The organism is Clostridium oceanicum (assembly GCF_039521385.1).
Classification (GTDB): domain Bacteria; phylum Bacillota; class Clostridia; order Clostridiales; family Clostridiaceae; genus Clostridium_F; species Clostridium_F oceanicum.
This window is the reverse complement of sequence record NZ_BAAACG010000008.1, coordinates 707147-732642: the sequence shown is the minus strand read 5'-3', so window position 1 is coordinate 732642 and position 25496 is coordinate 707147. Positions and strand designations below refer to the sequence as shown.

Annotated in this window: 22 protein-coding genes and 1 riboswitch; of the genes, 15 read left to right on the top strand and 7 right to left on the bottom strand. The window is 25.9% G+C overall.

Translation table 11 applies throughout. The features are described from left to right. Nucleotides 1-256 precede the first annotated feature (256 nt). Together ABDZ71_RS09445 and pepT are read left to right on the top strand one after the other, a co-directional pair. Nucleotides 257-1960, top strand: a complete 1704-nt coding sequence (locus tag ABDZ71_RS09445) for a methyl-accepting chemotaxis protein (RefSeq protein WP_343761049.1) — start codon at nt 257-259, stop codon at nt 1958-1960. A 124-nt stretch (nt 1961-2084) separates the two neighbouring features. Next, a complete protein-coding gene (pepT, locus tag ABDZ71_RS09440) occupies nt 2085-3320 on the top strand; it encodes a peptidase T (RefSeq protein ID WP_343761048.1) in 1236 nt (411 codons plus the stop codon). 71 nt (nt 3321-3391) lie between these two features. Here pepT and ABDZ71_RS09435 read toward each other — a convergent pair whose 3' ends face one another. Beyond that, nucleotides 3392-4327, bottom strand: coding sequence for a patatin-like phospholipase family protein (locus tag ABDZ71_RS09435; RefSeq protein ID WP_343761046.1), 936 nt, complete (start codon nt 4325-4327; stop codon nt 3392-3394). Nucleotides 4328-4717: 390 nt separating this feature from the next. On the opposite strand from ABDZ71_RS09435, the gene ABDZ71_RS09430 reads away from it, so the two are divergent. Further along, nucleotides 4718-6136 (top strand): cell wall-binding repeat-containing protein, encoded by a 1419-nt coding sequence (locus ABDZ71_RS09430; RefSeq protein ID WP_343761044.1) that lies wholly within the window; start codon nt 4718-4720, stop codon nt 6134-6136. A 48-nt stretch (nt 6137-6184) separates the two neighbouring features. Here the strand turns inward: ABDZ71_RS09430 and ABDZ71_RS09425 are convergent, their stop codons facing one another. Further along, nucleotides 6185-6823: an amino acid ABC transporter permease gene (locus ABDZ71_RS09425; RefSeq protein WP_343761042.1), complete on the bottom strand. Its 639-nt coding sequence runs from the start codon at nt 6821-6823 to the stop codon at nt 6185-6187. Nucleotides 6824-6845: 22 nt separating this feature from the next. Then, nucleotides 6846-7652 carry an amino acid ABC transporter substrate-binding protein gene (locus ABDZ71_RS09420; protein ID WP_343761040.1) on the bottom strand — a complete coding sequence of 269 codons (807 nt, stop codon included), beginning with the start codon at nt 7650-7652 and terminating at the stop codon, nt 6846-6848. Between the two features lie 235 nt (nt 7653-7887). Between ABDZ71_RS09420 and ABDZ71_RS09415 the strand changes: the two genes are divergently transcribed. From ABDZ71_RS09415 to ABDZ71_RS09400, 4 genes are all read left to right on the top strand, one after another. Beyond that, entirely contained in the window at nt 7888-8610 is a 723-nt protein-coding gene (locus ABDZ71_RS09415) for a class I SAM-dependent methyltransferase (protein WP_343761038.1), read from the top strand. A gap of 397 nt (nt 8611-9007) precedes the next feature. After that, nucleotides 9008-9382 carry an ArsR/SmtB family transcription factor gene (locus ABDZ71_RS09410; protein WP_343761036.1) on the top strand — a complete coding sequence of 125 codons (375 nt, stop codon included), beginning with the start codon at nt 9008-9010 and terminating at the stop codon, nt 9380-9382. Nucleotides 9383-9422: 40 nt separating this feature from the next. Continuing rightward, a complete protein-coding gene (arsB, locus tag ABDZ71_RS09405) occupies nt 9423-10478 on the top strand; it encodes an ACR3 family arsenite efflux transporter (protein ID WP_343761034.1) in 1056 nt (351 codons plus the stop codon). A 119-nt stretch (nt 10479-10597) separates the two neighbouring features. Continuing rightward, nucleotides 10598-11005 carry an arsenate reductase ArsC gene (locus ABDZ71_RS09400; RefSeq protein ID WP_343761033.1) on the top strand — a complete coding sequence of 136 codons (408 nt, stop codon included), beginning with the start codon at nt 10598-10600 and terminating at the stop codon, nt 11003-11005. Nucleotides 11006-11106: 101 nt separating this feature from the next. Here ABDZ71_RS09400 and thiE read toward each other — a convergent pair whose 3' ends face one another. The 4 genes from thiE to thiD are packed head-to-tail and all read right to left on the bottom strand — an operon-like array spanning nt 11107 to nt 14458. Continuing rightward, nucleotides 11107-11721 (bottom strand): thiamine phosphate synthase, encoded by a 615-nt coding sequence (gene thiE, locus ABDZ71_RS09395; RefSeq protein ID WP_343761031.1) that lies wholly within the window; start codon nt 11719-11721, stop codon nt 11107-11109. After that, nucleotides 11712-12509, bottom strand: a complete 798-nt coding sequence (thiM, locus tag ABDZ71_RS09390) for a hydroxyethylthiazole kinase (RefSeq protein WP_343761029.1) — start codon at nt 12507-12509, stop codon at nt 11712-11714. The genes thiE and thiM overlap by 10 nt, the downstream gene beginning before the upstream one ends. After that, a complete protein-coding gene (gene cytX / locus ABDZ71_RS09385) occupies nt 12490-13662 on the bottom strand; it encodes a putative hydroxymethylpyrimidine transporter CytX (RefSeq protein ID WP_343761028.1) in 1173 nt (390 codons plus the stop codon). The genes thiM and cytX overlap by 20 nt, the downstream gene beginning before the upstream one ends. Then, entirely contained in the window at nt 13655-14458 is an 804-nt protein-coding gene (gene thiD / locus ABDZ71_RS09380) for a bifunctional hydroxymethylpyrimidine kinase/phosphomethylpyrimidine kinase (protein ID WP_343761027.1), read from the bottom strand. The genes cytX and thiD overlap by 8 nt, the downstream gene beginning before the upstream one ends. Before the next feature lie 124 nt (nt 14459-14582). Further along, a riboswitch (TPP riboswitch) is annotated at nt 14583-14686 on the bottom strand. A gap of 189 nt (nt 14687-14875) precedes the next feature. On the opposite strand from thiD, the gene ABDZ71_RS09375 reads away from it, so the two are divergent. The 8 genes from ABDZ71_RS09375 (at nt 14876) to ABDZ71_RS09340 (ending at nt 25459) form a co-directional block, all read left to right on the top strand. Beyond that, complete coding sequence (locus ABDZ71_RS09375; RefSeq protein ID WP_343761026.1) at nt 14876-15775, top strand: D-alanine--D-alanine ligase; 900 nt, start codon at nt 14876-14878, stop codon at nt 15773-15775. Nucleotides 15776-15891: 116 nt separating this feature from the next. Beyond that, the gene (gene pdxR / locus ABDZ71_RS09370) at nt 15892-17340 is read left to right on the top strand and encodes a MocR-like pyridoxine biosynthesis transcription factor PdxR (protein WP_343761025.1); all 1449 of its coding nucleotides are present in this window, start codon (nt 15892-15894) and stop codon (nt 17338-17340) included. Nucleotides 17341-17376: 36 nt separating this feature from the next. Beyond that, nucleotides 17377-17946 carry a LemA family protein gene (locus tag ABDZ71_RS09365; protein ID WP_343761023.1) on the top strand — a complete coding sequence of 190 codons (570 nt, stop codon included), beginning with the start codon at nt 17377-17379 and terminating at the stop codon, nt 17944-17946. Between the two features lie 10 nt (nt 17947-17956). Further along, nucleotides 17957-18790: a TPM domain-containing protein gene (locus tag ABDZ71_RS09360; RefSeq protein ID WP_343761021.1), complete on the top strand. Its 834-nt coding sequence runs from the start codon at nt 17957-17959 to the stop codon at nt 18788-18790. A gap of 483 nt (nt 18791-19273) precedes the next feature. Then, nucleotides 19274-19753: a DUF5673 domain-containing protein gene (locus ABDZ71_RS09355; RefSeq protein ID WP_343761019.1), complete on the top strand. Its 480-nt coding sequence runs from the start codon at nt 19274-19276 to the stop codon at nt 19751-19753. Between the two features lie 390 nt (nt 19754-20143). Next, complete coding sequence (locus tag ABDZ71_RS09350) at nt 20144-21355, top strand: exonuclease SbcCD subunit D (RefSeq protein ID WP_343761017.1); 1212 nt, start codon at nt 20144-20146, stop codon at nt 21353-21355. Next, the gene (locus ABDZ71_RS09345; RefSeq protein WP_343761015.1) at nt 21345-24884 is read left to right on the top strand and encodes an AAA family ATPase; all 3540 of its coding nucleotides are present in this window, start codon (nt 21345-21347) and stop codon (nt 24882-24884) included. The genes ABDZ71_RS09350 and ABDZ71_RS09345 overlap by 11 nt, the downstream gene beginning before the upstream one ends. 26 nt (nt 24885-24910) lie before the next feature. Next, nucleotides 24911-25459 (top strand): NUDIX domain-containing protein, encoded by a 549-nt coding sequence (locus tag ABDZ71_RS09340; RefSeq protein WP_343761013.1) that lies wholly within the window; start codon nt 24911-24913, stop codon nt 25457-25459. The last annotated feature ends 37 nt before the right edge of the window (nt 25460-25496 follow it).

The window sequence follows — 25496 nt, the reverse complement described above, 5'->3', positions numbered from 1 at the left end:
TCAAATAAATAATTAGTCAGTATGCTAGTTTTTTTGTGAACTACTTCTTCCTTGGAACCTACTGGTAGCACAACTATCAGCAGAACCCAAGTCATTGTATTTCACAAAATATAGGTCGCACCTTTGACTTGTTATTAATTTTCATATGCCTTAGTTGTGAAAATAGCAATATATTTCAATTATAGCAGGAAAAAAAATGCTTATTGTAGAAATATAATATAAATTACCATTTTAGTAAGGGATTGGAGGAATAGGCTTGAAACAGAAAATAATAAAAAATACTTTTTTATTGTTTGCAGTAATATTATTAGGCTTTAATACATTATTATTTTTTACAACTAAATCTATAATAAATAAGATAATGACTGCTAATTTATCTAATGATAAAGTAGAAATAATATTATCTAATTTTAATGGTCAATATTTAAAATTTATGGCTATAGTGTTTGTATTAATGCTTTTAGCATCTTTTATAATAGTAAAACTATTTGTTACAAATATGTATAATTCTATAGACAATATGGTAGTACAATTGCAAAAAGTATCAGAAGGAGAGTTTGCTACTAGACTTTCAGAAGAAGGACCTTTAGGGGATATAGGTAACAAAATAAATAAAGTAGTTAAAAGTACTAAAAAGATACTATCAGATTTACTCCAAACATCCCAGAAAAATAAATCAATATCAGATACACTAAGTGAGAATTCTTTAGATACAGAAAAAGCATCACAAAATATAGCATCTTCAGTATCCTCTGTTGCAGATACTACTACAACTCAAGCGGATTCTGCAGTATCTACAAGGGAAATCACAACAGATTTAGCTAAAAATACAGAGGAAATAGCTAATTATGCTAAAGATAGTAAAAATATTGCCGGAGAAATGATAGATATTATAAAAGAAAATAAACAAATATTTGATACTATGATAGACAAAATTAAATTAACAGGTAAAGTTAGTATTGACCTAGCTAAAAATGTAAATATACTTGAAAAAGAAGCAGAAGAAATAAGTAAAATTACAGATGCTGTTACAGATATAAGTGAAAGAACAAATTTATTAGCTTTAAATGCAGCTATAGAAGCTGCAAGGGCTGGAGAGCAAGGTAAAGGTTTTTCTGTAGTTGCAGATGAAGTAAGAAAACTTGCAGAACAATCATCACAGTCAGCAGGAGAAATAAGAAATTTAATAGAAACTATTACAGGTCAAATATCTAATATAACAAAAGAAGCAGATAAACAAAGTAGTGAAGTTAATGAAGATATAATTTATGCTGATAAATCTAAGGAATCTTTTGAAAGTATAATACGTTCAACTAATTCCACTTATAAAGCAGTAGAAGAAATATATAAATTAGCTCAAAAGAGTTCTGAAATGTCAAACAATGTAGACGATTTAATGGATACAATAGTATCTGGAAGTCAAGAATGTGCTTCTATGACAGAAGAAATAACAGCATCTTCTGAAGAACAATCTGCTCTTGTAACAGAAGTTGCTACCTTAGTTGAAAAAATGAATGAATCAACTCATGAAATAGATGATGAGCTTAAAAGATATATAACTAATGTATCTATAGGAGATAAAGAACAAAAATGTATAGATGAAGGATTTAAAGTTCTTCAAAATGTAAGAGAAGATATAATATCTAAAAAGTTAGCTAAAGATAATTGTTCTGGTTTATGTAAAAAATATGTAGATGATAATTTTGAGTTTGAATATATTGGCGTAATAGATGAAGAAGGAATTATGAAATCAGCTAATGTAGCTATAACAAAAGGAAATGATAGTTTTGCACACAGGCCATATTTTAAAGAAGCTATAAATGGAAAAGTTTATACTAGTACACCATATATATCAAGTGTAAGTTATAATTATTGTGTAGCTATAGCAATACCATTAGAGTATGATGATGGAAGTATAAAAGGTGTATTAATGGGAGACGTTTGTATAGAAAATAGCTAAAATTAAGATCTATAGATTTTAAAAGTTTCTAAATTTCATGTTAAAGCAATTTAGTTTTAACATGAAATTTAGAATTCTCTTTATGTAAAATAACATATAAAATATCAGAGGGGGAGCATTTAAAATGAATAATTTAGTAGAAAGATTTTTAGGTTATGTAACCATTGATTCTCAGTCAGATGAAGAAAGTAGTACAGTTCCTACTACAGAAAAACAATTAGTTTTTGCTAAAAAACTATATGAAGAATTAAAAGGATTAGGGTTAAGTGATGTATCTTTAGATGAAAAGGGATATGTTACAGCTACTTTAGAAAGCAATATAGAAAAAGATGTTCCAGTTATAGGATTTATATCTCATATGGATACAAGCCCAGACATGAGTGGTAAAGATGTAAAACCTAGAATTGTAGAAAATTATGATGGAGAAAACATAACACTAAATAAGGAAAAAAACATAATAATAGATACAAAAGAATTTCCAGAAATAAAAGATTATAAAGGATTAGATATTATAGTTACCGATGGAAATACGCTTCTTGGAGCAGACGACAAAGCAGGTATAGCAGAAATAATTACAGCGGTAGAATATTTAATCAAAAATCCAGATATAAAACATGGTACTGTAAAAATTGGATTTACTCCAGACGAAGAAGTTGGAAAAGGTGCAGAGCATTTTCCGGTAGAAAAATTTGGAGCAAAAGTTGCATATACAGTAGATGGAGGAACTATTGGAGAACTAGAATATGAAAACTTTAATGCTGCTAAAGCAAAAGTTACAATAGAGGGAAGAAATGTTCATCCAGGTTCTGCTAAAAATAAAATGATTAATTCAATAAATGTTTCAAAAGAATTTATGAGTATGATACCAGAAAAGGAAGTTCCTGAAAAAACAGAAGGATATGAAGGTTTTTATCATTTAGTTGGTATAAAAGGTGGAGTAGAACAAACAGAACTTAACTATATTATTAGAGATTTTGATAAAGAAAATTTTGAAAATAGAAAAGCGTTCTTTAAAAACATAGGAGATAAAATAAATAAAGATTATGGAAAAGATATTGTAACTGTAGATATTAGTGACCAATATTATAATATGAAAGAAAAAGTAGAAAAAGTAAAATATGTAGTAGATGTAGCATATGAAGCTATGAAAGAAGCAGGGGTAGAGCCAAATGTAGTTCCAATAAGAGGAGGTACTGATGGTGCTATGCTATCTTACATGGGGCTTCCAACACCAAACTTATTTACAGGAGCTCATAACTTCCATGGGAGATATGAATATATTCCAATTCAATGCATGGAAAAAGCAAACAAAGTTATATTAAAAATAATAGAACTTTATGCTAGAAAAGATTTTAAGTAAGAGTGTATTTAATATAAATTGAATTATAAATAAAAAACCAGATTCCTAAATTGGAATCTGGTTTTTTTAGCTTAAATAATATCTTTATTTTTATGTCTATATTTTTGTAAGTAGTCTTGAAAATCCCAAGAATCATTAAATTTCATAGCTGATTTATATCCACTTTTAAATAGTTTTATAATTTTATTTTTTGATATATCAAAATCAGTTGAAGATATTCCATCTGTAGGAATAAGTATACTTCTAGATAAATTTTCATCATTAATCCAGCTATTTTCATTTTTATAGTTCATAGTATCGGCTATATCAAATAAAAAAGATAGTGGATCTGTTTTGCCAAGTTTTGTATTAGTCACATTAGGATTATCAAATTTGAATCCTATAGTAGGCCATTTAGGATCAGCTTTTGAATCAAATATTGATATAGGATAAGAACAACAAACACTTCCATCAACTACATAGCTCAATCCATTTCCATGAATAAATTCTACTGGTTTAAAATAAAAGGGAATACTAATACTCATTCTTATAGCTCTAGAAACTTTAAAAGTACTAGGAGATAACCCATAGAGATAAAGATCATCAGGAAATGTTATCATTTTTTTTCTAGTTATGTCTCCAGCTATTATTTTTAGTCTACATTCACCATTTTTATATAAATCTTTGAAAGTCTTTATTCCTTTTACTTTTAGCATGTCATCTATCCAAGATTCTATATATTCCCCAGAATATATACCTTTATCAACGAAAAATCCTAATGCTTTACCAACTAAAGGTATCTTTTGAACACCTTCTTTATCTAAAAAGTTTATAAGATTTATATTTGTTACTATGTTTTTTAAATCTTTAGAATTATATCCAGCAGCTACAAAAGCAGCAATTAAAGCTCCTACAGAACTACCAGCAGTACGTTGCCATTCAAATCCTTTTGATTCCATGTAACTTAAAGCACCAATAATTCCAATACCTTTTATACCTCCACTGTCAAAAACAGCATCAGCTTTCAATAGATCACCTTCTTTAAATATTTGATTAGGTTTAATATTAATATTTTTATCTAACGTATATTTAAATTTATTGATACATAATACTTATATATTGAAAGTATTTTAAGTCAAATTATAACAAATGGTAAATTAAGTTAATATATTATTATTATATTAATTATATGAGAGTTATACAATAGAATTTATATTAAATAAGATTTTTAGTTGATTTTAGTTCTAAAAAAGTTTTTGAATCATATATTTGTATAATGAAAAATAGTACCTTATATCATAATTATAAAAATTATTTAATATAGATTATTTTTTAATTTATAAAGATATCTAAATTATTATTTTTTAATAAATATAATCATTATAATATATAAAAATATAGGAGGTACAGAGGAGAATATGAGAAAAAAATTAATAAGTATTACTTTTGTCCTAGCTTTATGCTGTGCTATGTTTTTTACATCTAATGTTGTAAAAGCAGAAACATCACAAGAAAGGTTATGTGGAAATAATAGATATGAAACTAATTCTAAAATTGTAGAGAAAGGGTGGTCAGAATCAAAGTATGCAGTAATAGCAAGTGGACAAGGCTTTGCAGATGCGTTGTGTGCTAGTCCTTTAGCTAAACAATATAAGGCGCCCATACTTTTAACTAATAAAAATACTTTAAATAAGGAAAGTAAAGAACAATTATCAAGACTTAAAGTAAAGAAAGTATTTATTATTGGAGCAACTGGAGTTATAGATAATAGTGTAAAAAGAGAAATAGAAAAGATGGGCATTGAAACTAAAAGAATATATGGAAAAGATAGATTCGAAACATCTATAGAAGTTGCTAAAAATCTAAAAAATTTAAAAGGAGTAGTAGTAACTAATGCTTATGGTTTCGCAGATGCTTTATCAATAGCACCAGTTGCAGCCCAAAGGGAAATGGCAATATTATTTACTAAAAAAAATGAATTACCTAAAGTAAATAAAGATTTTTTATCAAATAAAACATTTACTGAAAACTATGTAGTTGGATCAACTGGAGTTGTAAGTGATAAAGTTGCTTCAAAGTTAAATAATAGTGTAAGACTTGGAGGAAAAAATAGATATTCTACAAATTCAAAGATATTAAATTATTTTTCTGACAAATTCAATTATGGCAAAGTTTATGTTGCTTCAGGTAAAGATTATCCAGACGCATTATGTGGAAGTGCATTAGCATCATTAACTAAATCACCATTAATTTTAGTAGGAGATTCTGTTGATGAATCAGTAATGTCTTCAGTGAAAGCTAATCATAATAAATATAAAGATGTAATAGCTTTAGGTGGTACTTTTGTAGTTTCAGATATAGCTTATAATAGTATTTCAGAAGGTATTAGATACTTAAATGATAGTGAAGCATTGAAGCTTATATATAATGCTAATAAACTAGCATACCCAGTAGTAGAAACTAATGGAACAATGCCTTCAATGCATATTGGAGATAAGTATTATGAAAAATTTGAAGATAAATTTAATAGTAAGGAAAAGTTATTTTCTTATTTAAATAAATATTATACAAAGAGTGCTATTAATAGATTCATGAGTATACTTGAAGTAAAAAAAATAAATGGTCAATATTGTAAAAAAGTTGGCCAATTAGGTGATTATAATCCAGATATATTAAATGCTAAAATTATAAACAAATCAATTTCTAAAAATAAGGTAGATTTAGTTATGAAAATTAGAGATTCATCAGAGGAATGTAGTATGAGATATAAAGCTAGATTAATTTATGAAGATGGTAAATGGCGTGTAGATTTCTGGGATGGTTTAATGGATATATAAAATAAGTAAAAAGGACTTTTAGATGAAAAATCTAAAAGTCCTTTTTATTTAATAAACACAAAGTTTTTTTTCTAGTTGTCTAAATGCAATAACTATTACTGCAGTCATTAACAAATACAATAAGGCTGCTATAAAGAAAGGAGTGATTGTAAATTCTCTTGTTACAATTTCTTTTGCTGCTCTTAGCATATCCCCTATACCAATAGCTGCTACCAAAGCGGAATCTTTAATAAGGTTTATATTCTCATTACATACAGCAGGAACTACATTTCTTACAGCTTGAGGAATTATAACTTTAAACATAGTTTGAAAGTGGTTTAGTCCTATAACTTTAGAAGCTTCATATTGACCTTTGTCTATAGATTCTATACCACCTCTAAATATTTCAGCTAGATAGGCGCTATAGTTTATTATAAATGTTATAGAAGCTGCAGTTAGTGGACTTAATCTTATACCTATTACTGGTAGTCCAAAATAAGCAAAGAATAATTGTAGCATAAGAGGAGTTCCTCTAAATATCCATGTATATGCACCAAGAATAATTTTAAGAATTTTTGATTTTGAAATTTTCCCCATAGCTATTAACATACCTAGTGGTATAGAAAAAATCATAGTTATGAAAAATAATTTTAAAGATATAACGCTTCCTTTAAGTATAAATATTGTAACATCTGAGAAATTAACCATTTAAATCACTTCCTAGTATAATCTATTTTTGTTTTATAGTTTCACCAAACCATTTTTTTGAAATTTTATCATAAGTTCCATCTTTTTTAAGAGCATCTAATTCTTTATCTATAGCTTCTTTAAAAGATTTATCTTCTTTTCTTATTCCTATTCCATAAGATTCTCTACCAAAGTCTTCATCTAAAACTTTATATAGGTCTGGTTTTTTACTTATATAATATCTTCCAACAACTTCATCAACTACAACGGCTTCTAGACGCTTAGCCTGAAGATCCATAAGTGCTTCTGTATTGTTAGAGTATTTTTTCATTTCTTTTAGTGAAGCAGATATATCTTTTGCATCTGTTAGAGCGGTTTCACTACTACTTCCTAATTGAACACCAACAGTTTTATCTTTTAAGTCAGCTTTCTTTTTAATGTTAGAATCTTTTCTAACAACTACTATTTGCTTATTTTGAAGGTATGGAGTTGAAAATCCTATTTGTTCTTTTCTTTTATCAGTTATAGTTAATCCGTTCCATATAACATCAATATCTTTATTTTTTAAGCTTAATACTACGCCGTCCCAGTCTACAGGTTTAAATTCTACTTTTACACCTAATTTTTTCCCAACTTCTTTAGCTAAATCTATATCAAATCCTACGATATTTCCTTTGTCGTCTTTAAATCCCATAGGAGGAAAACTATCATCTAATCCTACTATAAATTTACCTTTAGATTTTATGTCTTCTAAAGAAGTATCAGATTTAGAATCTTTTTTACCACAACCGGTTAATAAAAATATTAATGAGAAAGTTAATATAAGAACAGAAATAATTCTTTTTTTCATAATTTAAAGCCCCCTTTTTATCTATAGTAGTATTATACTTTACTATGCTAAATTTGTAAAGTAATAAAATTAAAATTTTATTCAAAACTTTGTAAAATGCATAAACTATAGTATACTTATAGTATAGAGTAGTTTAATAAAAATTTATCAATCTTTTATTATATAAATAAAATTAATAATTAATTTTACAAGGAAATAGATTGTTGTATTCAAAAAAAGAACGGAGGTATGACATATGATGAAAAATTACACTAAACCTTATTATGGTGTTAATAAAACAAAGGTAATAATTAATTCTTTTTCTATAGGTCTGTTATGTTTATTAGTATCTATGTTTTTATTTAAATATACTGAATCAATAGCAATTGGGTATATATTTTTAGTAGTAGGGGTTATAGGAGTATTAAATGGCCTTAGAATGATTAACTATGTTATATGGGGAAAATTTAAGCATAGAGATAGAATTGTAGATTCTGTAGACTGGAAAGGTAATGAAAAGGTATTAGATGTTGGAATTGGTAGAGGATTAGTTGCTATAAAAGCTGCTAAAAAACTTACTACAGGTAAGCTTATAGGAATTGATATATGGAAAGGTAAAGGAGATATATTAGATAACACTAAGTTTTATATTAATAAAAATATGAAGATAGAGGGAGTAGAAGATAAAATAAAGATTAAAACTCAAAATGCTTCTGCGCTATCTTTTAAAGATGAATCTTTTGATGTAGTTTTATCTAATTTATGTATTCATAATATACATGATAAAGATGAAAGAATAAAAGCTATATGTGAAATGGCAAGAGTTGTTAAAAAAGATGGTACACTTGTTTTATCAGATTTTAGGCATACTATAGAGCACAAAAAATTACTTTGTGACATGGGATTTAAAGTAAAAGTATCAAAACCATATATATTTGATACCTATCCTTCATTAAAAATAATAGTTGCAAAAAAATAAATTATACTTTACATTATCTTAAAAGAAAATATTTAGTTTTAAAGAGAGTATATGATAAATATGCTCTCTTTTTATTATTTAAATAATACTTGTATTAAAAAAACTAATAAATGAATGAATTATATAATTAATTATTCAAAACATTGTTTTATTATTGTCAAAGTAAGGCGATTTTTTGAAAAAATAGTAATGTATAGTATTTTAATATATATAAATTGTGTATCTACACTATAAAAGTTTTATATTTTAAGTAAATAAATTTAAAAAAGAAAGGTAAGTATATTTATAAAGTAGTATTTATTACATTTAATATAGTAATATTTTATATTGACAAAATAAATATATAAATGATAGTATATGAGTATAATCAAATATAGTAATATAAGAGGTGATTTAAATGGTAGAACTTTTTAAAGCATTAAGTGATGAAAACAGGCTTAGAATGGTAAATTTACTTATGAATGATGAACTTTGTGTTTGTGAAATTGAGGTTATACTTGAAATGACACAATCTAATGCTTCTAGACATCTTGTAAAACTTAAAGGCTCTGGAGTTATAGATTCATCAAAGGATGCTCAATGGGTACATTATAAAGTAAGTGATGAATTTAAGAAAAATAATATAGAGCTTATAAAATATTTACAGAATAGTTTTTCTAGAAAATCTATTTTTAAAAGGGATTCAGAAAGATACTTGAGATATAAAAAACATGAATTAAATTGTAAATGTATTAAAGAAAACAAAGACCAAGTCTTGAATTTAATAAAATAGATTATTTATTTAAATGTGACTTATATAAGGAGGATTTAAAATGAACAAAAGAAAAGAAGAAGTAAAAACTTCAGATGAGATGGGTATATTTGGACGTTACTTAACAGTATGGGTTACATTATGTATAGTAGTTGGAGTTTTAATTGGAAAATACGTACCTGTAATACCTGAAACTTTAAGTAGATTTGAATATTCAAAAGTATCTATTCCAGTAGCAATCCTTATTTGGCTTATGATATATCCAATGATGCTTAAAATTGATTTTTCTAGTATGGTAAAAGCTACTAAGAATCCTAAAGGACTTACAGTTACTTGTGTAATAAATTGGCTTATAAAGCCATTTACTATGTATATTATAGCTGCTTTCTTTTTAAAAGTAGTTTTTAAGGGATTAATTGATTCTAATCTAGCTAATGAATATTTAGCCGGTGCAGTACTTTTAGGTGCAGCACCTTGTACAGCAATGGTGTTTGTATGGAGTCATCTTACAAAAGGAAATCCAGCCTATACTTTAGTTCAAGTAGCAGTTAATGATTTAATACTTTTATTTGCTTTTACCCCAATAGTTGCTTTTTTATTAGGAGTAAGTAATGTTGTAGTTCCTTATGATACTTTAATTTTATCTGTAATATTATTTGTTGTAATACCACTATTAGGAGGATATTTATCAAGAAAATATATAGTTAAAAATAAAGGCATAGAATATTTTGAAAAAGTATTTTTGAAAAAATTTGATAATACCACTATTTTAGGATTACTTTTGACATTAATCATTATATTTTCATTTCAAGGAGAAATTATTTTAAATAATCCATTTCACATTATACTTATAGCTATTCCTTTAATAGTACAGACATTTTTAATTTTCTTTATAGCATATTTTTGGTCAAAGGTTTGGAAACTTAAGCATAATATTGCAGCTCCAGCAGCTATGATTGGAGCAAGTAATTTCTTTGAACTTGCAGTTGCAGTAGCTATTTCATTATTTGGTTTAAAATCAGGAGCAGCATTAGCAACAGTAGTAGGAGTATTAGTTGAAGTTCCTGTAATGCTTACCTTAGTTAAAATAGCAAATAAAACTAGAAAATGGTTTTAAAAATTATATATAAATAAACCATTAAGATAATAAGTTATTTAACATTTAAGTTGTTAAAAGTAAATTTTAATATATATTGTGTGTTTAGTCTATAAGTTATATAACTAGGAGGAATTAAAATGAAATATAAAGTTGCTTTTGTATGTGTTCATAATTCATGTAGAAGTCAGATGGCAGAGGGATATTTAAAAAAATTAGGCAGTGATATTTTTGAAGTTTACTCAGCAGGAACTGAAAAGTATGATAAAGTAAAACCATTAGCAGTTGAAGTTATGGAAGAAGAAGGAATAGACATGACCTCTCATAAACCTAAATTATTAGAAGATATTCCAAGTGAATTAGATATTTTAATAACTATGGGGTGTAATGTAGTTTGTCCATATATTCCTAATAAGCATATGGAAGATTGGGGACTTACTGATCCTTCTGGAGGAACAATAGAAGAGTTTAGAAAAACTAGAGATTTAATTAAAGATAAAGTAGAAGATTTAATTAATAGGGTTAAAAATAGAGAAATTTCATTATAATAAAATATAATCATAAAAATCCCACAGTTGTATGTGGGATTTTTAAATGGTTATAGTTATAACTTATAATAACATCTTAATAAAATTTTTATATCCCTTAATTATTTTAAAAGAAGATTTTTAGAAGCGGTTTTTATGTCATCTTCCCCTAAAATAGCAGAAATAACTGAAATTCCATTAACACCTGTGGATAAAACATCTTTAAAATTAGATTTATTTATACCGCCAATAGCTACAGAAGGAATAGTTACATTATTTTGTATTTCTTTTAATCCATCTAATCTTAAAATACTAGATACATCTTTTTTACTTCCAGTAGGGAAAATAGCTCCTATTCCTAAATAGTCAGCTCCTCCATTTTGAGCATCTATAGCTTCTTTTATAGAACCTGCAGATATTCCTATTATTTTGTTTTTTCCTAATATTTTTCTTGCTATGCTAAGTTCCATATCACTTTGACCTAGATGTACTCCAGTAGTATCAAGAGCCTGAGCAATGTCAATTCTATCGTTTATAATTAGAGGAATTTTATAATAATCAGTAACTTCTTGAACTTCTTTTGCTATATTAAAAAATTTTCTTGTGGATACATCTTTTTCTCTAACTTGAACCATTGTTACTCCGCCTAAAATTGAATCTTCTACTACTTTTTTTAAGCTTCTTCCTTTTAAAAATCTTCTGTCTGTTACTAAATAAAGACTATAATCTATTTCCATGTTACATTACCTTCTTTCCAAATTTCTTCATCAGATAAAGTATATATACTATCTATTAAAGCTACCTTAAAACTTCCAGGAAGTTTAGCAGTTTTATAAGCTTTTTCTCCTGCTATGTTCATAGATAATATAGCAGAAACGGTAGCTACAAATTTATCTTCAAACGCTCCACAAGTAGCAGAACATAAAGCTCCAAGCATACAACCGGCGCCTGTTACTTTAGTAAGTAATTCACTGCCATTTTCGATAATACAGTTTTTAGTACCATTAGAGATATAATCTTTTTCTCCAGTAGCTGCAACGGTGCAGTTAAAATCTTTAGCAAGTTTTTGGCAGGCTTCTAGAGCGTCCTCTCCATTATCTAAAGAGTCTACTCCACGAGTTTCTGAATTCATTCCGGCTAAGAATTTAATTTCTCCTATATTACCTTTTATTACGTCTATTCTTCCCACTTCTTTTATTCTGTTTATAACTTCTACTTTTCTTTTCATAGCAGGACAGCCAACGGGATCTAATACTACAGGAACGTTGTTATTTTTAGCAGATGTGCTAGCTAAAACAGCAGCAGTTTCTTGTTCTTTAGTTAGTGTACCTAAATTTATATATAAAGCAGAAGATAGTTTAACAAAATCATATACTTCATCATAAGCTTCACACATAGCAGGGGATGCACCAAAAGATAAAAGAATATTAGCACAGTCATTTATTGTTACATAATTAGTTATAGCATGAACTAAAGGGGTTTTTTCTTGAACTTCTTTTAACACATTAAATACTTGCTTGTCCATTTTTTACACCTCTTATATTAAATATTTTTATTAAACTTATATATATAATTGATATACATAGAATAGTTAGCAAAGTTGGTATTCCAAAAGAAATTTTATTGAAATAGTTAAATAAGCCTATTCCTATTAAAGCTGAAATTATTCCTATAGTATGAAATTTTGGAGATTTAACTTTTCTTAATAAATAATTTAAAAATACTACACTATAAACTGGAACGAATACGCTTCCTATAATTAAGAGAAAATTTTCATAGTTTTCCATAGGAAATATGAAAGCTACAATCGAAGCTAATATAGAATAAAGAATTATATATTTATTTTCAGTTTTAATTTCAAATATTTGTTTGGAAGAAATAACTGCAGAGTATATATCTATAAAGGTTGTAGTTACAGTTGAAAGAAGTATAACTAAACCACCTAGTATTCCAATGGAAGATATAAATTCAACAATATCTTTTCCAGTAAATATGGTTACAAAAAAACCAAACATAAACATTGCAGTACTGCCTATAAAGTAACCTAAAAAGCTAGAAAAAAGCACTCCTTTTTTACTAGTTCCATTCTTAGTAAAATCACCAATTACAGGTAACCAAGAAACAGGCATTGCAATTGAAAGTTCTAAAGCTGTAGTGAAATTTAAGTTTCCCCTAAGCTCTATAGATTTAGATAAATCTATTTTAGAAAACATAAATATACATAAAATTATTAATGAAATAACACAAATATCATTAACTTTTTTAGAATAATTAAAAAATGAGTAAGACCATATTATAACTATTACAGAAACAATCAGTAGGGATGTTTTGTAAGATATAGATAAAATAGGGCCAATAGCTCGTCCTCCTTGAATTATCATTATGGCAGACCAACCAAGAAGTTGCATTACATTTATAATAGAGACTATTTTTGCACCTAAAGAACCTAGGGAATTATGTATTGATTCCATAGCAGTACATTTATTAGAAAATGATATATATCCACCAAAAGACAATAATAATGTTCCTAATATGTGTCCAAGTATTATAGCTAAAAGTCCTTTAGAAATACCTAAAGGGGCTATAACAGAGCCTGTATATATTTCTGCTATAGAGATAGATGCTCCAATCCAAAGTAAAAACATAGATGGATTTTTTATTTTATTTGAGTTATTCAAAATCTACACCAGCTTCTTTATAAAGTTCAACTAAATGACCTACAGGGCCAACGCCTTTTCCTATTGAAAAAGAATTTTCTATAGCTTTTGTAATATAATCTTTTGATTTTTTAACAGCAGTTTCAATACTGTGATTTTTTGCTAAATATGAAGCTATAGATGAAGAAAGTGTACATCCTGTTCCATGAGTATTTTTTGTTTGGATTCTACTACCTTCTATTTTTATAAAATCTTTTCCAGTATATAAAATATCATTAGCATCATTACATCTGTGACCGCCTTTTATAAGAACATATTTTGGTCCCATCTTAGATATTTCTAAGGCAGCTTTTTTCATATCTTCTTCATCTTTTATTTTCATATCAGTTAATGTTTCTGCTTCTGGAATATTAGGGGTTACTACATCAGCTATAGAAATAAGTTCTTTTATTTTTTCTACAGCTTCAGGTTTTAATAAAAAGTAGCCACTTTTGGATATCATAACAGGGTCTACAACTATATTTTTAGCTTTGTATTCTTTAAGTAGGTTTGTTATAGTTTCAATTATTTCACTGTTTGAAACCATTCCTATTTTTACTGCATCTACATTTATATCATCAAAAATACATTTTATTTGAGCTTCTACAATTTTTTTATCAATGTCTTGTACATCAACCACTCCTAAAGTATTTTGAGCTGTTACTGCAGTTATTACACTCATACCAAATACGCCTAACGCGCTCATAGTTTTTAAATCCGCTTGTATACCTGCACCACCTGAGCTATCTGATCCAGCTATTGTTAAAACATTTTTCATATTAAGTACCTCCTAGTTTATGATTAAGTTTGAATTTTAGTTTATATCTTAAATTAAATCTTGTTATTTTTAATAAAAAAATGCCACTTGTAAGAAAAGCAGCATGGTTTTATTATATATAATATGTAGATATTATACTACTTCCCTTCGCCAGTATTATCTGGTATCAGGTTCAAAGGGTTAGAACTTATGCTCTTCTCAGCCAAATAGGCACCCCCGTAACAAAGGTATTTAATTTTACAATTATATTGTATACTTAAAAGATAACATTTTCAATATTTTAAGATTTATATGAAATATGAATTTAAACCACATTTGTACAAAAAAAGTTTAGTAGTGGTACTTTATTATATTTTATAAATGTATAAAATGAATTAAGAGGGTAATTAAATACCAGAGAGTATTGGAGGAGTATATATGAAAATAGGAGTAGTAATGGGAGGTATATCTTCAGAAAGAGAAATATCTTTAAATTCAGGTAAAGAGATAATGAAATATATAGATTCTGATAAATATGATGTAGTTCCTGTAGTTATAGATAAAAAAGAAGATATTGTAGAAAAATCAAAAGGTTTAGATTTTGCTTTTATAGCTCTTCATGGGAAATTTGGGGAAGATGGAGAAGTGCAATCAGTCCTTCAAACTTTAGACATACCTTATTCAGGATGTGGACCATTAACAAGTGGTATTTGTATGGATAAAGATGTTACAAAAAGAATGCTTAAAAGTGCAGATATTAATACAGCAGATTGGATTAATGTAACTAAAATAGATGAAATAGATTATGAAGCAGTAGAAAAAATGGGCTATCCAGTTTTTGTTAAACCTAATAGTGGAGGTTCTAGTGTAGCTACTAATTTAATAAAATCAAAAGAAGGTTTAAAAGAAGCTGTAGAGTTAGCATTAAAATATGATAAAGAAGTTATGATAGAACAATATATAAAAGGCGAAGAAATAACTTGTTGTATGTTAAATGAAAAGATGCTTCCAGTTATAGCTATAAAACCTAATGGAGAGTTCTTTGATTTAAAATGTAAATATGATGGAAGTTCAGAAGAAGTTATAGTAGATTTAGAGGAAAAACTTCATAAACAAGTAGAAAAAATGGCATTAGGTTGCTGGAAAGTATTAAAATGTGATGTTTATGTTAGAGTAGATATGATAGTTAAAGATTCTATTCCTTATGTACTAGAATTAAATACATTACCAGGAATGACTAAAAATAGTTTATTTCCTAAGAGTGCAAATGCAGTGAATATGTCTTTTTCAGATTTATTAGATGTTATGATACAAGATTCTTTAAAAGTAGAAAGATAATTTTTATGTAAAAATATATAGATATATAACTTTGAAAGGATTCTCTAAAAAATTAGAGAATCTTTTTTTATTGCACTAGTTTTTTATTTATGTGAAAATTAAAGAGAGGTGATTTAATGTTATTTGATATAAAACTGGACAAAAACTCCCCTGTTTATATACAAATAGGGAATTACATAAAATCTATGATATTAAATGGGATGATAAGAAAAGAAGAAAAATTACCTTCAACAAGAGAGCTATCTAATATGTTAAAGGTTAGTAGAAATACAATTATATATGCATATGAGTATCTTCAAGATGAAGGTCTTATATATACAAAAAGAGGAAAGGGGGCTTTTGTATGCGATGTAAGTATAAATTTGAAAAAAGATAACTGGAATATAAAATGGGATAGACTTATAAATGATTATGGTAAGTCTGCTGAAAAACTAGATATAATAAAGCATGAAGTTCCTTGGAAAAAAGGAATGATATCTTTTAAAAGTATATCTCCTGATGAAAATTTATTTGACGTAGAAGAATTTAAAAAATCTTTTTTAAATATAATGTCTTTGGAAAGAGAAAAAATATTAAATTATGGATATGCTATAGGCTATAAGTATTTAATAGAATATTTAATTGATTATATGAAAAATAAAGGTATAGATACTTCTAATAAAAAGATACTAATAACAAATGGATTTACAGAAGCTTTTGATATAATTTTAGATTGCTTAGTAAATAAGGGTGATAAAATTTTATGTGAAAATCCAACTCATAATACTGCTATAAAAATAATGAAGCTTCACGGTATTAATCCAATTGGCATTGATTTAGATAAAGATGGAGTTAATATTGATAGCCTTAAAAAAGTTTTAGAAGATAATCAAAACATAAAGCTTATGTATCTTATACCTTCTTACCATAATCCTACAGGTATTGTTATGTCTCCAAAGAAAAGAATAGAAGTATATAATATATTAAAATCACATAATATACCTATAATAGAGGATGGGTTTAATGAGGAATTAAGATATTCTGGAGATCATGTATCTCCAATAGCTGCACTTGCAGGTAAAAGTAATGGAATAGTTTATTTAGGTAGCTTTTCAAAGATACTTTTCCCAGGAATTAGGATTGGTTGGATATTAGGAGATAGTGACCTTATAAATTACTTAGAAAGTGTAAAAAGAAGTAAAAACATTCATACTTCATTTTTAGATCAGGCTATATTGTACCAATATTTAAAAGAAGGCAATTTTGAGAAATATATAAAAAAAGCTAGAAAAATATATAAAAATAAATATGAAATAGCACTTAAATATGCAAGAGAATATATTGAAGCTGAAGATATATTAGGAGAAGGTGGTCTTCATATATTCATAAAATTAAAAGATATAAAATCTAGGGATGTATTAGATAGGTGCTATAAAAAAGGAGTTGTATTTACTCCAGGAGATATATTTTATGTAGATAATAAAGGAGATAACTCCTTTAGACTTGGAATTTCAAGATTAAGTATAGAAGACATAAAAAAAGGAATAAAAATAATAGGAGAGAGTATAAAGGAAATTAAAAAATAATATTATTTGTAAAAAATTTGTTTGGAGGGAGCTTATATGAAAAAAGGATTAAGAAATACAATAATAGTTATAGGTGTTATATTGCTATTATTTTTACCTTTAATAGGTACTTATAATAAATTGGTATCTTTGGATCAAACAGTTACTCAAGCAGAATCAAATATTGATACAAATCTTCAAAGAAGATCTGACTTAATAGGAAATTTAGTAGAAACTGTTAAGGGATATGCAAAACAAGAAAAAGAAATTTATACAGATATTGCTAATGCTAGATCTAAACTTGCAGGAGCACAAAATATTTCACAAAAATCAGATGCTAATAATCAGTTGTCTTCTGCACTTTCAAGATTATTAGTTGTAGTAGAAAGATATCCAAATTTAAAATCTAATCAAAACTTTAGAGATTTATCTGTAGCTTTAGAGGGTACAGAAAATAGAATAGCAATAGCAAGACAGGATTATAATAAAGAGGTAAATAGTTATAATACATCTATAAAGAAATTTCCAAATTCTATAGTTGCTTCAATATTTAGATTTGAAACTAAAACTTATTTTAAAGCGGATGAAGCTGCTAAAAAAGTTCCAAAAGTAGATTTTTCAAAGTAGGTAGATCAATATGAAAAAATTTTTAAAAAGATTTTCTATCCTGTTTATTGTTTTTATATTTTCATCCTTTTTAAATTGCTTTACTGTTAGAGCAGAAAATAGTTTTCCAAAACCTACTAATTTAAAATATGTTAATGATTATGTAGGTGCAATTGATAGTGAAACAAAAGAATTTATAGTATCTGTAGGAAAGGAATTAGAAGAAAAAACTACAGCAGAAGTTACAGTGGTAGTTATAAATTCTTTAGAAGGACAAAATTTAGAATCTTATTCTAATAAGTTATTTAGAGAATGGGGAATAGGTAAAAAAGATAAAAATAATGGATTAATGATGCTTATTTCTATGAAAGATAAAAAATGGAGAATAGAAGTAGGCAAAGGACTTGAAGGTAGAATTACTGATATATATTCGGCTAGAGTTATGGATAGTGTATTAACTCCTTTATTTAAAAAAGGAAATTATAGTGAAGGTATAAAAAAATCATATTCTGTATTTGCAGATGAAGTAGCAAAAGAATATAATGTAACGTTAAATAAAAATGAGAAAGTTAACCTTCCAAATACAAATAATAAACAATCTAAAAGTTCACCAATACCACTATATATAGGATTAGGACTTTTTATGCTAGATCTTATATTTAATAGAGGTAGAGTTAGTAGATTTTTATTGAATATAATCTTTTTTAATAGTTTATTTGGTAGACATAGAAGAAATGATGATGATGACCACTTTGGAGGTGGTGGAGGATTCGGAGGCTTTGGCGGAGGATCTTCCGGAGGCGGTGGATTTGGAGGCTTCGGAGGAGGTTCTTCTGGCGGAGGCGGATCTTCAGGCGGCTGGTAAAAAAAATAAAAATTTAATTTATGAAAATATGAAAAGAGGCTAATTCTCAAAATAAATTTTTTAGTTATTTTGAGATAGCTTCTTTTATTTTTGATTTATTTTTTATTTTCAAGTGTTTAATATATCTTAATATGCTTAATATATTTTTTTAGAACTAAATATATTAAATTTTCGTACAAAATTTTATTACAAAAATTGATAATTAAAATAGACATAAAGTTTTAAAAGTTGTTAATTTATATATGAAAAATATATTTTATAGTAATAAAAAGGTTGTGTAAATATGTAAATAAATAAAATTTACTTAGAGGTATTATATAAAATATAACATAATTGGGATAATATTAATAAAGTTAAAAATTACAATAATGAATTTACATAAAAAGGAAATTAATTACATTAATAGAATTAGTTTAAAATACAAGGAACAAAAGAATTTTATTAATTTTGTTTGTGGTAAAAATGTCATAAGGAGGTTTGGGCATGAATCTTTTTAAAATTATATTATTAATATTAGCTTTTATAACTTTTTTAGCTTGGTGTGTTCTTACATTAATTAATTTATGGTATAAGAGTAAAATAGGCGGTAGAGTTGTTGTTAATATTAGAAGAGGATTAGAAAAAAAGATTATGATATTTATGGGAGTATCAATACTAATATGCTCTCTTATGAATAATAGTGCATATGAAATAATAGAAGTATTTGTTGCTATAGTAATATTTTATAATGGTGCTGAAAGATTTGAAATAATGGAAAATGGAATTTTTATAGAAGGTAATTTTAAAAAATGGGAAGATATACAATCTTGTGGTTGGCACGAAAGATTAAAAAGTACACTTATAATAAAGGGTAAAGAAGATATAGATTTTTTTAGAAGATTTAATACTATAAAGCTAAAATTAAAAAAAGATGAACAAGATAAAGTATTTTATGTTATAAATAAAAATATAGAAAACTTTTAAATTTATGATTTATTAGTTAAGCAAAATATTTTTTAATAGCATATAAATTTATGATTTATTAATGAAATTAACTTATAAATAGTTAGTATATATAAAATTCTCTCCCTAAAGCCTTTCCGTATGGAAGGGCTATTTTTTATAGTGATATTAGCTACTTAATATTAATTGTTATATAATGTTATATAGTTATTATATATAAAATTAGTACTACAATTAGAGTCTTATATATATATTTTTTTATAATAAAAGAAAATTAGTATATTTTATATATTAAAATTACAATTTTAAATATGGTAAAAATTTTTAAAAGATAAATATTCCTAGATCTTTGACCTATTATTTATTTTAATAGATCTAATAGATAAAATATACTTTGCAAAGGGTGATGAAATGAGAATATTACACACTTCTGATTGGCATTTAGGTAAAAATTTAGAAGGATTTACAAGAATGGATGAACAAGAAAAATTTATAGATGATTTCATACATATAGTAGAAGAAAATAAAGTAGATTTAGTTATAATAGCGGGAGATATTTATGATAATAGCAATCCTCCTGCAAGAGCGGAAAAAATGTTTTATAATTGTATAAAAAAACTTTCAGGAAATGGAGAAAGGGTTGTACTTATAATAGCTGGAAATCATGATAATCCACAGAGATTAGTAGCAGCAAATTCTTTAGCTTATGATGATGGGATTTTAATTATAGGTACTTTAAACAGCATTGTTCCTAAAGGGAATTTTAGTAATTTTAAAATTATAGATTCTGGAGTAGGATATCTAGAATTAGAAATAAGAAAAGAAAAAGCAGTAATAATAACCATGCCCTATCCTAGTGAGAAAAGATTAGATGAAATTATATATGATGATATTGAAAATGATGAGAAAAGAAGAAAAAATTATTCAGACAGAATAGGTGAAATATTAAATAAGTTATCTAAAAAATATAAAGATGATACTGTAAATTTAATGGTATCACATATATTTGTTAATGGATCAGAAGAGAGTGATTCTGAAAGACCAATACAACTTGGAGGTAGTCTTGCAGTAGATACAAAAGCACTACCTTCTAATGCTCAATATATAGCATTAGGACATTTACATAAAATGCAAAAAGTTAAAAATTGTGATAACGCTTTTTATACAGGATCCCCAATACCCTATAGCAAAAGTGAAATAGGATATAGTAAAGGTTGTAAAATAATTGATATTTCCCCTAAATCTGAAGCTAAAATACAAGATGTTTACTTTAATAATTATAAACCTATAGAAATCTGGAAATGTAATGGAATAGAAGAGGCAATAGAAAAATGTGAAGAGAATAAAGATAGGGATATGTGGGTTTATCTTAAAATTAAAACTGATAAGTATATAACTCAAGAAGAAATAAAAAAATTAAAAGAAATAAAAAAAGATATTGTAGAGATTGTGCCAGATATAGAAAGTAAAGATAATGAAGAGGAATTTGAAGATATAAAAGAAAAATCTATGAAAGAATTATTTGAAGAATTCTATGTAAATGAGAGAGGGGTAGAGCCTACAGGAGAATTACTTGATTTATTTTTGAGTATAGCTCAAAAGGAGGAAGAAGATGAAGCCTAAAAAGTTACAAATTAAGGGGTTGAATAGTTTTTTAGAAAAACAAACTATAGACTTTGAAAGATTAACAGAGAGAGGGCTATTTGGAATATTTGGTCCTACAGGTAGTGGGAAGTCTACAATATTAGATGCTATTACAATGGCTTTATACGGTAATATTGCTAGAGATAGTTCAGAATTTATAAATATTTCTACAGATAGTTTAAATATTAGCTATGAATTTGAAATAGGAGTAGAAAATAAAAGACAAGATTTTATAGTAGATAGAACTATAAAAAGAGATAAAAATGGAAGATATAAAACTAAAGCTTCTAGGTTAGTAAAAAAAGATGGAGACTTAGAAACTGTAGTAGCAGATAAAGCAAGAGATATACAAAAGAATATAGAAAATATTATAGGACTTACCTCTCAAGATTTTACTCGTTCTGTAGTTCTTCCTCAAGGAAAATTTAGTGAGTTTTTAAAACTTAGTGGAAAAGCTAGAAGAGATATGCTTGAGAGAATTTTTGGATTAGAGGATTTTGGTAAAAAATTATTAGATAAAATAAGAAAAGCAAAAAACAAAGAATTAAGTTCTATGACATTATTGTCTGGAAAATTAGAGCAATATGAAGGAATATCAAAAGATAGCTTAAAGGAGTTAGAAGAAGATTTAGAAGAGATAAAAAAAGAGTATGATGCATTAAAAATAAAAAATAAAGATATTAAATGTAGATATGATAAGTATAAAGATGTATGGAATTTACAAAAAGATTTAAATAATCATTTGGCTATATTAAAAGAGCTAGAAAATAGTAAAAATGATATTGATAATAAAAGAAATATAGCTTTAAAAGCTAGAAATGCTTTGATTGTTAAACCTTATGTAGATGATGTTAAAAAAACAGAAAATAATATTAAAGTAAATAAAGAAGAATTAGATAAAATACAAAGTTTGATGGATGATATAGTTTTAAAAGTTAGTGAAATTGAAAAAGAGTATAATAAAGCTTTTATAGATAAAGAAGAATTAATACCAACTCTTATAGAAAAAGAAAATAATACAAAACAAGCTATAGAAAAAAAAGAAAGTATAGCTGGTATTAAAAAAGAAAGAGAAAAGTTAAAAATTAAATATACTAAAGTAAAAAAAGAAGTAGAAAAATTAGAAAATGATTCAATAAAATTTATTGATGGTATAGAAGAGTTAGATAAAAATTTAAAAGAAAAAGAAAATGAAATTGGGAATTTGGCTATAGATTATGAACTTAGAGATAGTATACAAGAGTTATTAAATTTAAAAAGAGAAATTGATGATATAAATGATAATATTAATACTTTAAATGTAAAGATAAAAGATAAAAATTCTATAATTTCTAATAATAAAAATAAATATAATAATATTTTAGAAAAACAAAAAAAATTAGAAAAAAATATTTTTAAATTAAGTAATGAAGAAAATGATTTAAATAGTAAAAAACCAGGAGATAGTTCCATTTTATTAGATATACAAAAAAATATAAATACTTTAGAAGAAAAAATAAATTATTATAATAAAATTCTTTTAGAAAAAAATAAAAATGAAAAAAATTTAAATTTAGTATTAATTAAAAAGAAGCCTATAAAAGAAAAATTTCTCAATATATCTAAAGATATTAAAGATAAAAATGAGAAGTTATGTAGTTTAAAAAATAACCTAGAAGACTTAGAGAAGGAAAGCATGGCTTCTATTTTAGCTTCTAATTTAAAAGAAAATAATCCTTGTCCTGTTTGTGGATCAACAAATCATGTTAATTTAGCTTCTAAAATTGATATAGAAAAGTTAGGAAAAATTAAATCTATTGTAAAAGAATTGGAGTTAGAATTAGAAAGTTTAAGAGAAAACCAAAACAGTTTAAATATAAAGTTAGTTTCTTTTGAAAAAGAAGAAGATATAATTAATGATAAATTAAAAAATATAAATGAAGAATTGAAAGAATATAATATAGATTTATTAGAAAAAAATAAAAATGACAGTATAAAAAAGTTTAGTAAAGTTCAAAAGAGTATAAGTGATTTTGAAAAATCTAAATCTCATATGGAAGAAAGAAAAGATAAATTAAAAGAAGAAAAAAATAAAATAGACAAAGAAGAAATAACCTGCACGGAAAGATTACTTAAAGAAAAAGAAATATTAAATTCATTAATAAAAGATAGGGATAATTATAAAGTTTTGCTAAAAGAAAAAAATAATTCTTTTAACAAAATAAAAAATGACAAAAATATTGAAAATCCAGAAATAGAATTGAAAGAGATAAAAATTAATGAAAAGAAAATAATTAATTTTCAAAATCAATGTAAAAAAATAAGAGAACAATTAGAAAAATATAAATTGAAGAATCAACATATTATAGATAGAAAAAATAAATTGGAAATAACAAAAGCTAAAATTGTTGAAGTTGGAAAAGAAAAAAAGAATATAATAGACAAAGAAGAAAAAGAAATAAAGAAACTTATAGGAGAAAATATAGAAGGTAAGTTAGAGAGTTATTTATTAGATATAAAAGAAAAAATAAAATTTATAAAATCTAATGAGGAAAATTTAAAGTTAAAGTTATCAAAGAAAACAAAGGAAAAAGAATGTTTAAAAGAAAAAGAAATAATAAAAAAACAAAATAAATTAAATTTTGAGGAAAATATTTTAATTCAAAGAGAAAAACTTAAAAAGAGTTTGAAAAATAATAAATTTTCATCTATAGATGAGGTAGAGAATGCTTATTTAAAAGAAGAGTGTATAATAGATATTGAAAAAGATATTGCTGATTTTGAAAATAAACTAAACAACGAAAACACTAATATAAAAATAATTAATAGAAAATTAAATGGTAATCATATTGAAAAAAAACAGTGGGAAGAATTGTTAAAAGAAAAAGAAAATACAGAGGAAGAATTTAATGAGATAGTTAAGAAAGTTGCAGTGCAAGAAGAAAGTATAAAAAATATGAAACTTAAATTAAAAGAGTTTGGAGATTTATTAGAAAAAAAGAAAAATATAGAACATAAAAAGAGTTTATTAGAGGATATAGATAAATTGGTTCAAGGAAATAAATTTGTAGAGTTTGTAGCCACAAGTCAATTAAAGTATATTGCATTTGAAGCATCAAAGCGTCTTAAGGATATAACAAGAGGAAGATATGCTTTAGAACTTGATTCTAGTAGTAATTTTACAATAAGAGATGATTTTAGTGGTGGAGCAGTAAGACCTACTAATACTTTATCCGGTGGAGAAACATTTTTAACTTCTTTAGCATTAGCATTAGCTCTTTCTTCTCAAATTCAACTTAAAGGTAATTCTCCTTTAGAGTTTTTCTTTTTAGATGAAGGATTTGGAAGTTTGGATAACGATCTTTTAGATATTGTTATGAATTCATTAGAAAAAATTCATACAGATAAATTAAGTATAGGAATTATAAGTCATGTAGAAGAGCTAAAAGATAGAGTGCCTGTAAAATTAATATTAGAGCCTGCAATGCCAGGAGAAGGGGGAAGTAAAACAAGAATAGAATATAGTTAAATTAAATATGTGGAGGTATATTAAATATGAAGAAACTTTCAGAAAAAAATTTGTATAAGGCTAAATGGTTAAGTTTAAAAGAAATAGAGTATGTAAATGATGATGGAGAAAAATTAAAATGGGAAATGATAGAAAGAACAAATACTACTAAAACTGTTGTAATAGTAGCAAAACTTGTTCCTTCACAAAGATATATATTTATAAAACAATATAGAGCAGCTATAGATAACTATGTTATAGGATTTCCTGCAGGATTAGTAGAAGCTTCCGATATAAAGGAAGAAGCTAAAAGAGAACTTTTAGAAGAGACAGGATATGTAGGTGAGGTTACAGATGTTAGTCCAGAGATAAAAAGTAATCCAGCACTTTTAACAGATTCTACAAGACTTGTAAAAGTAGAAATAGATGAAGAAAAGTATGAAAATAAAAATCCAAAACAAAATTTAGAGCCATCAGAGGATATAGAAGTTATTTTGGTTAATAAAGATAAAGCTAAAGAATTTTTGTTAGAACAAAATAAAAAAGGGTTAGAAATTGGGATAGGACCTTGGTATATATTTGGATTTAATCTATAAGCTTTAATAATATGTTACAAAATTTATTTTGTAACAT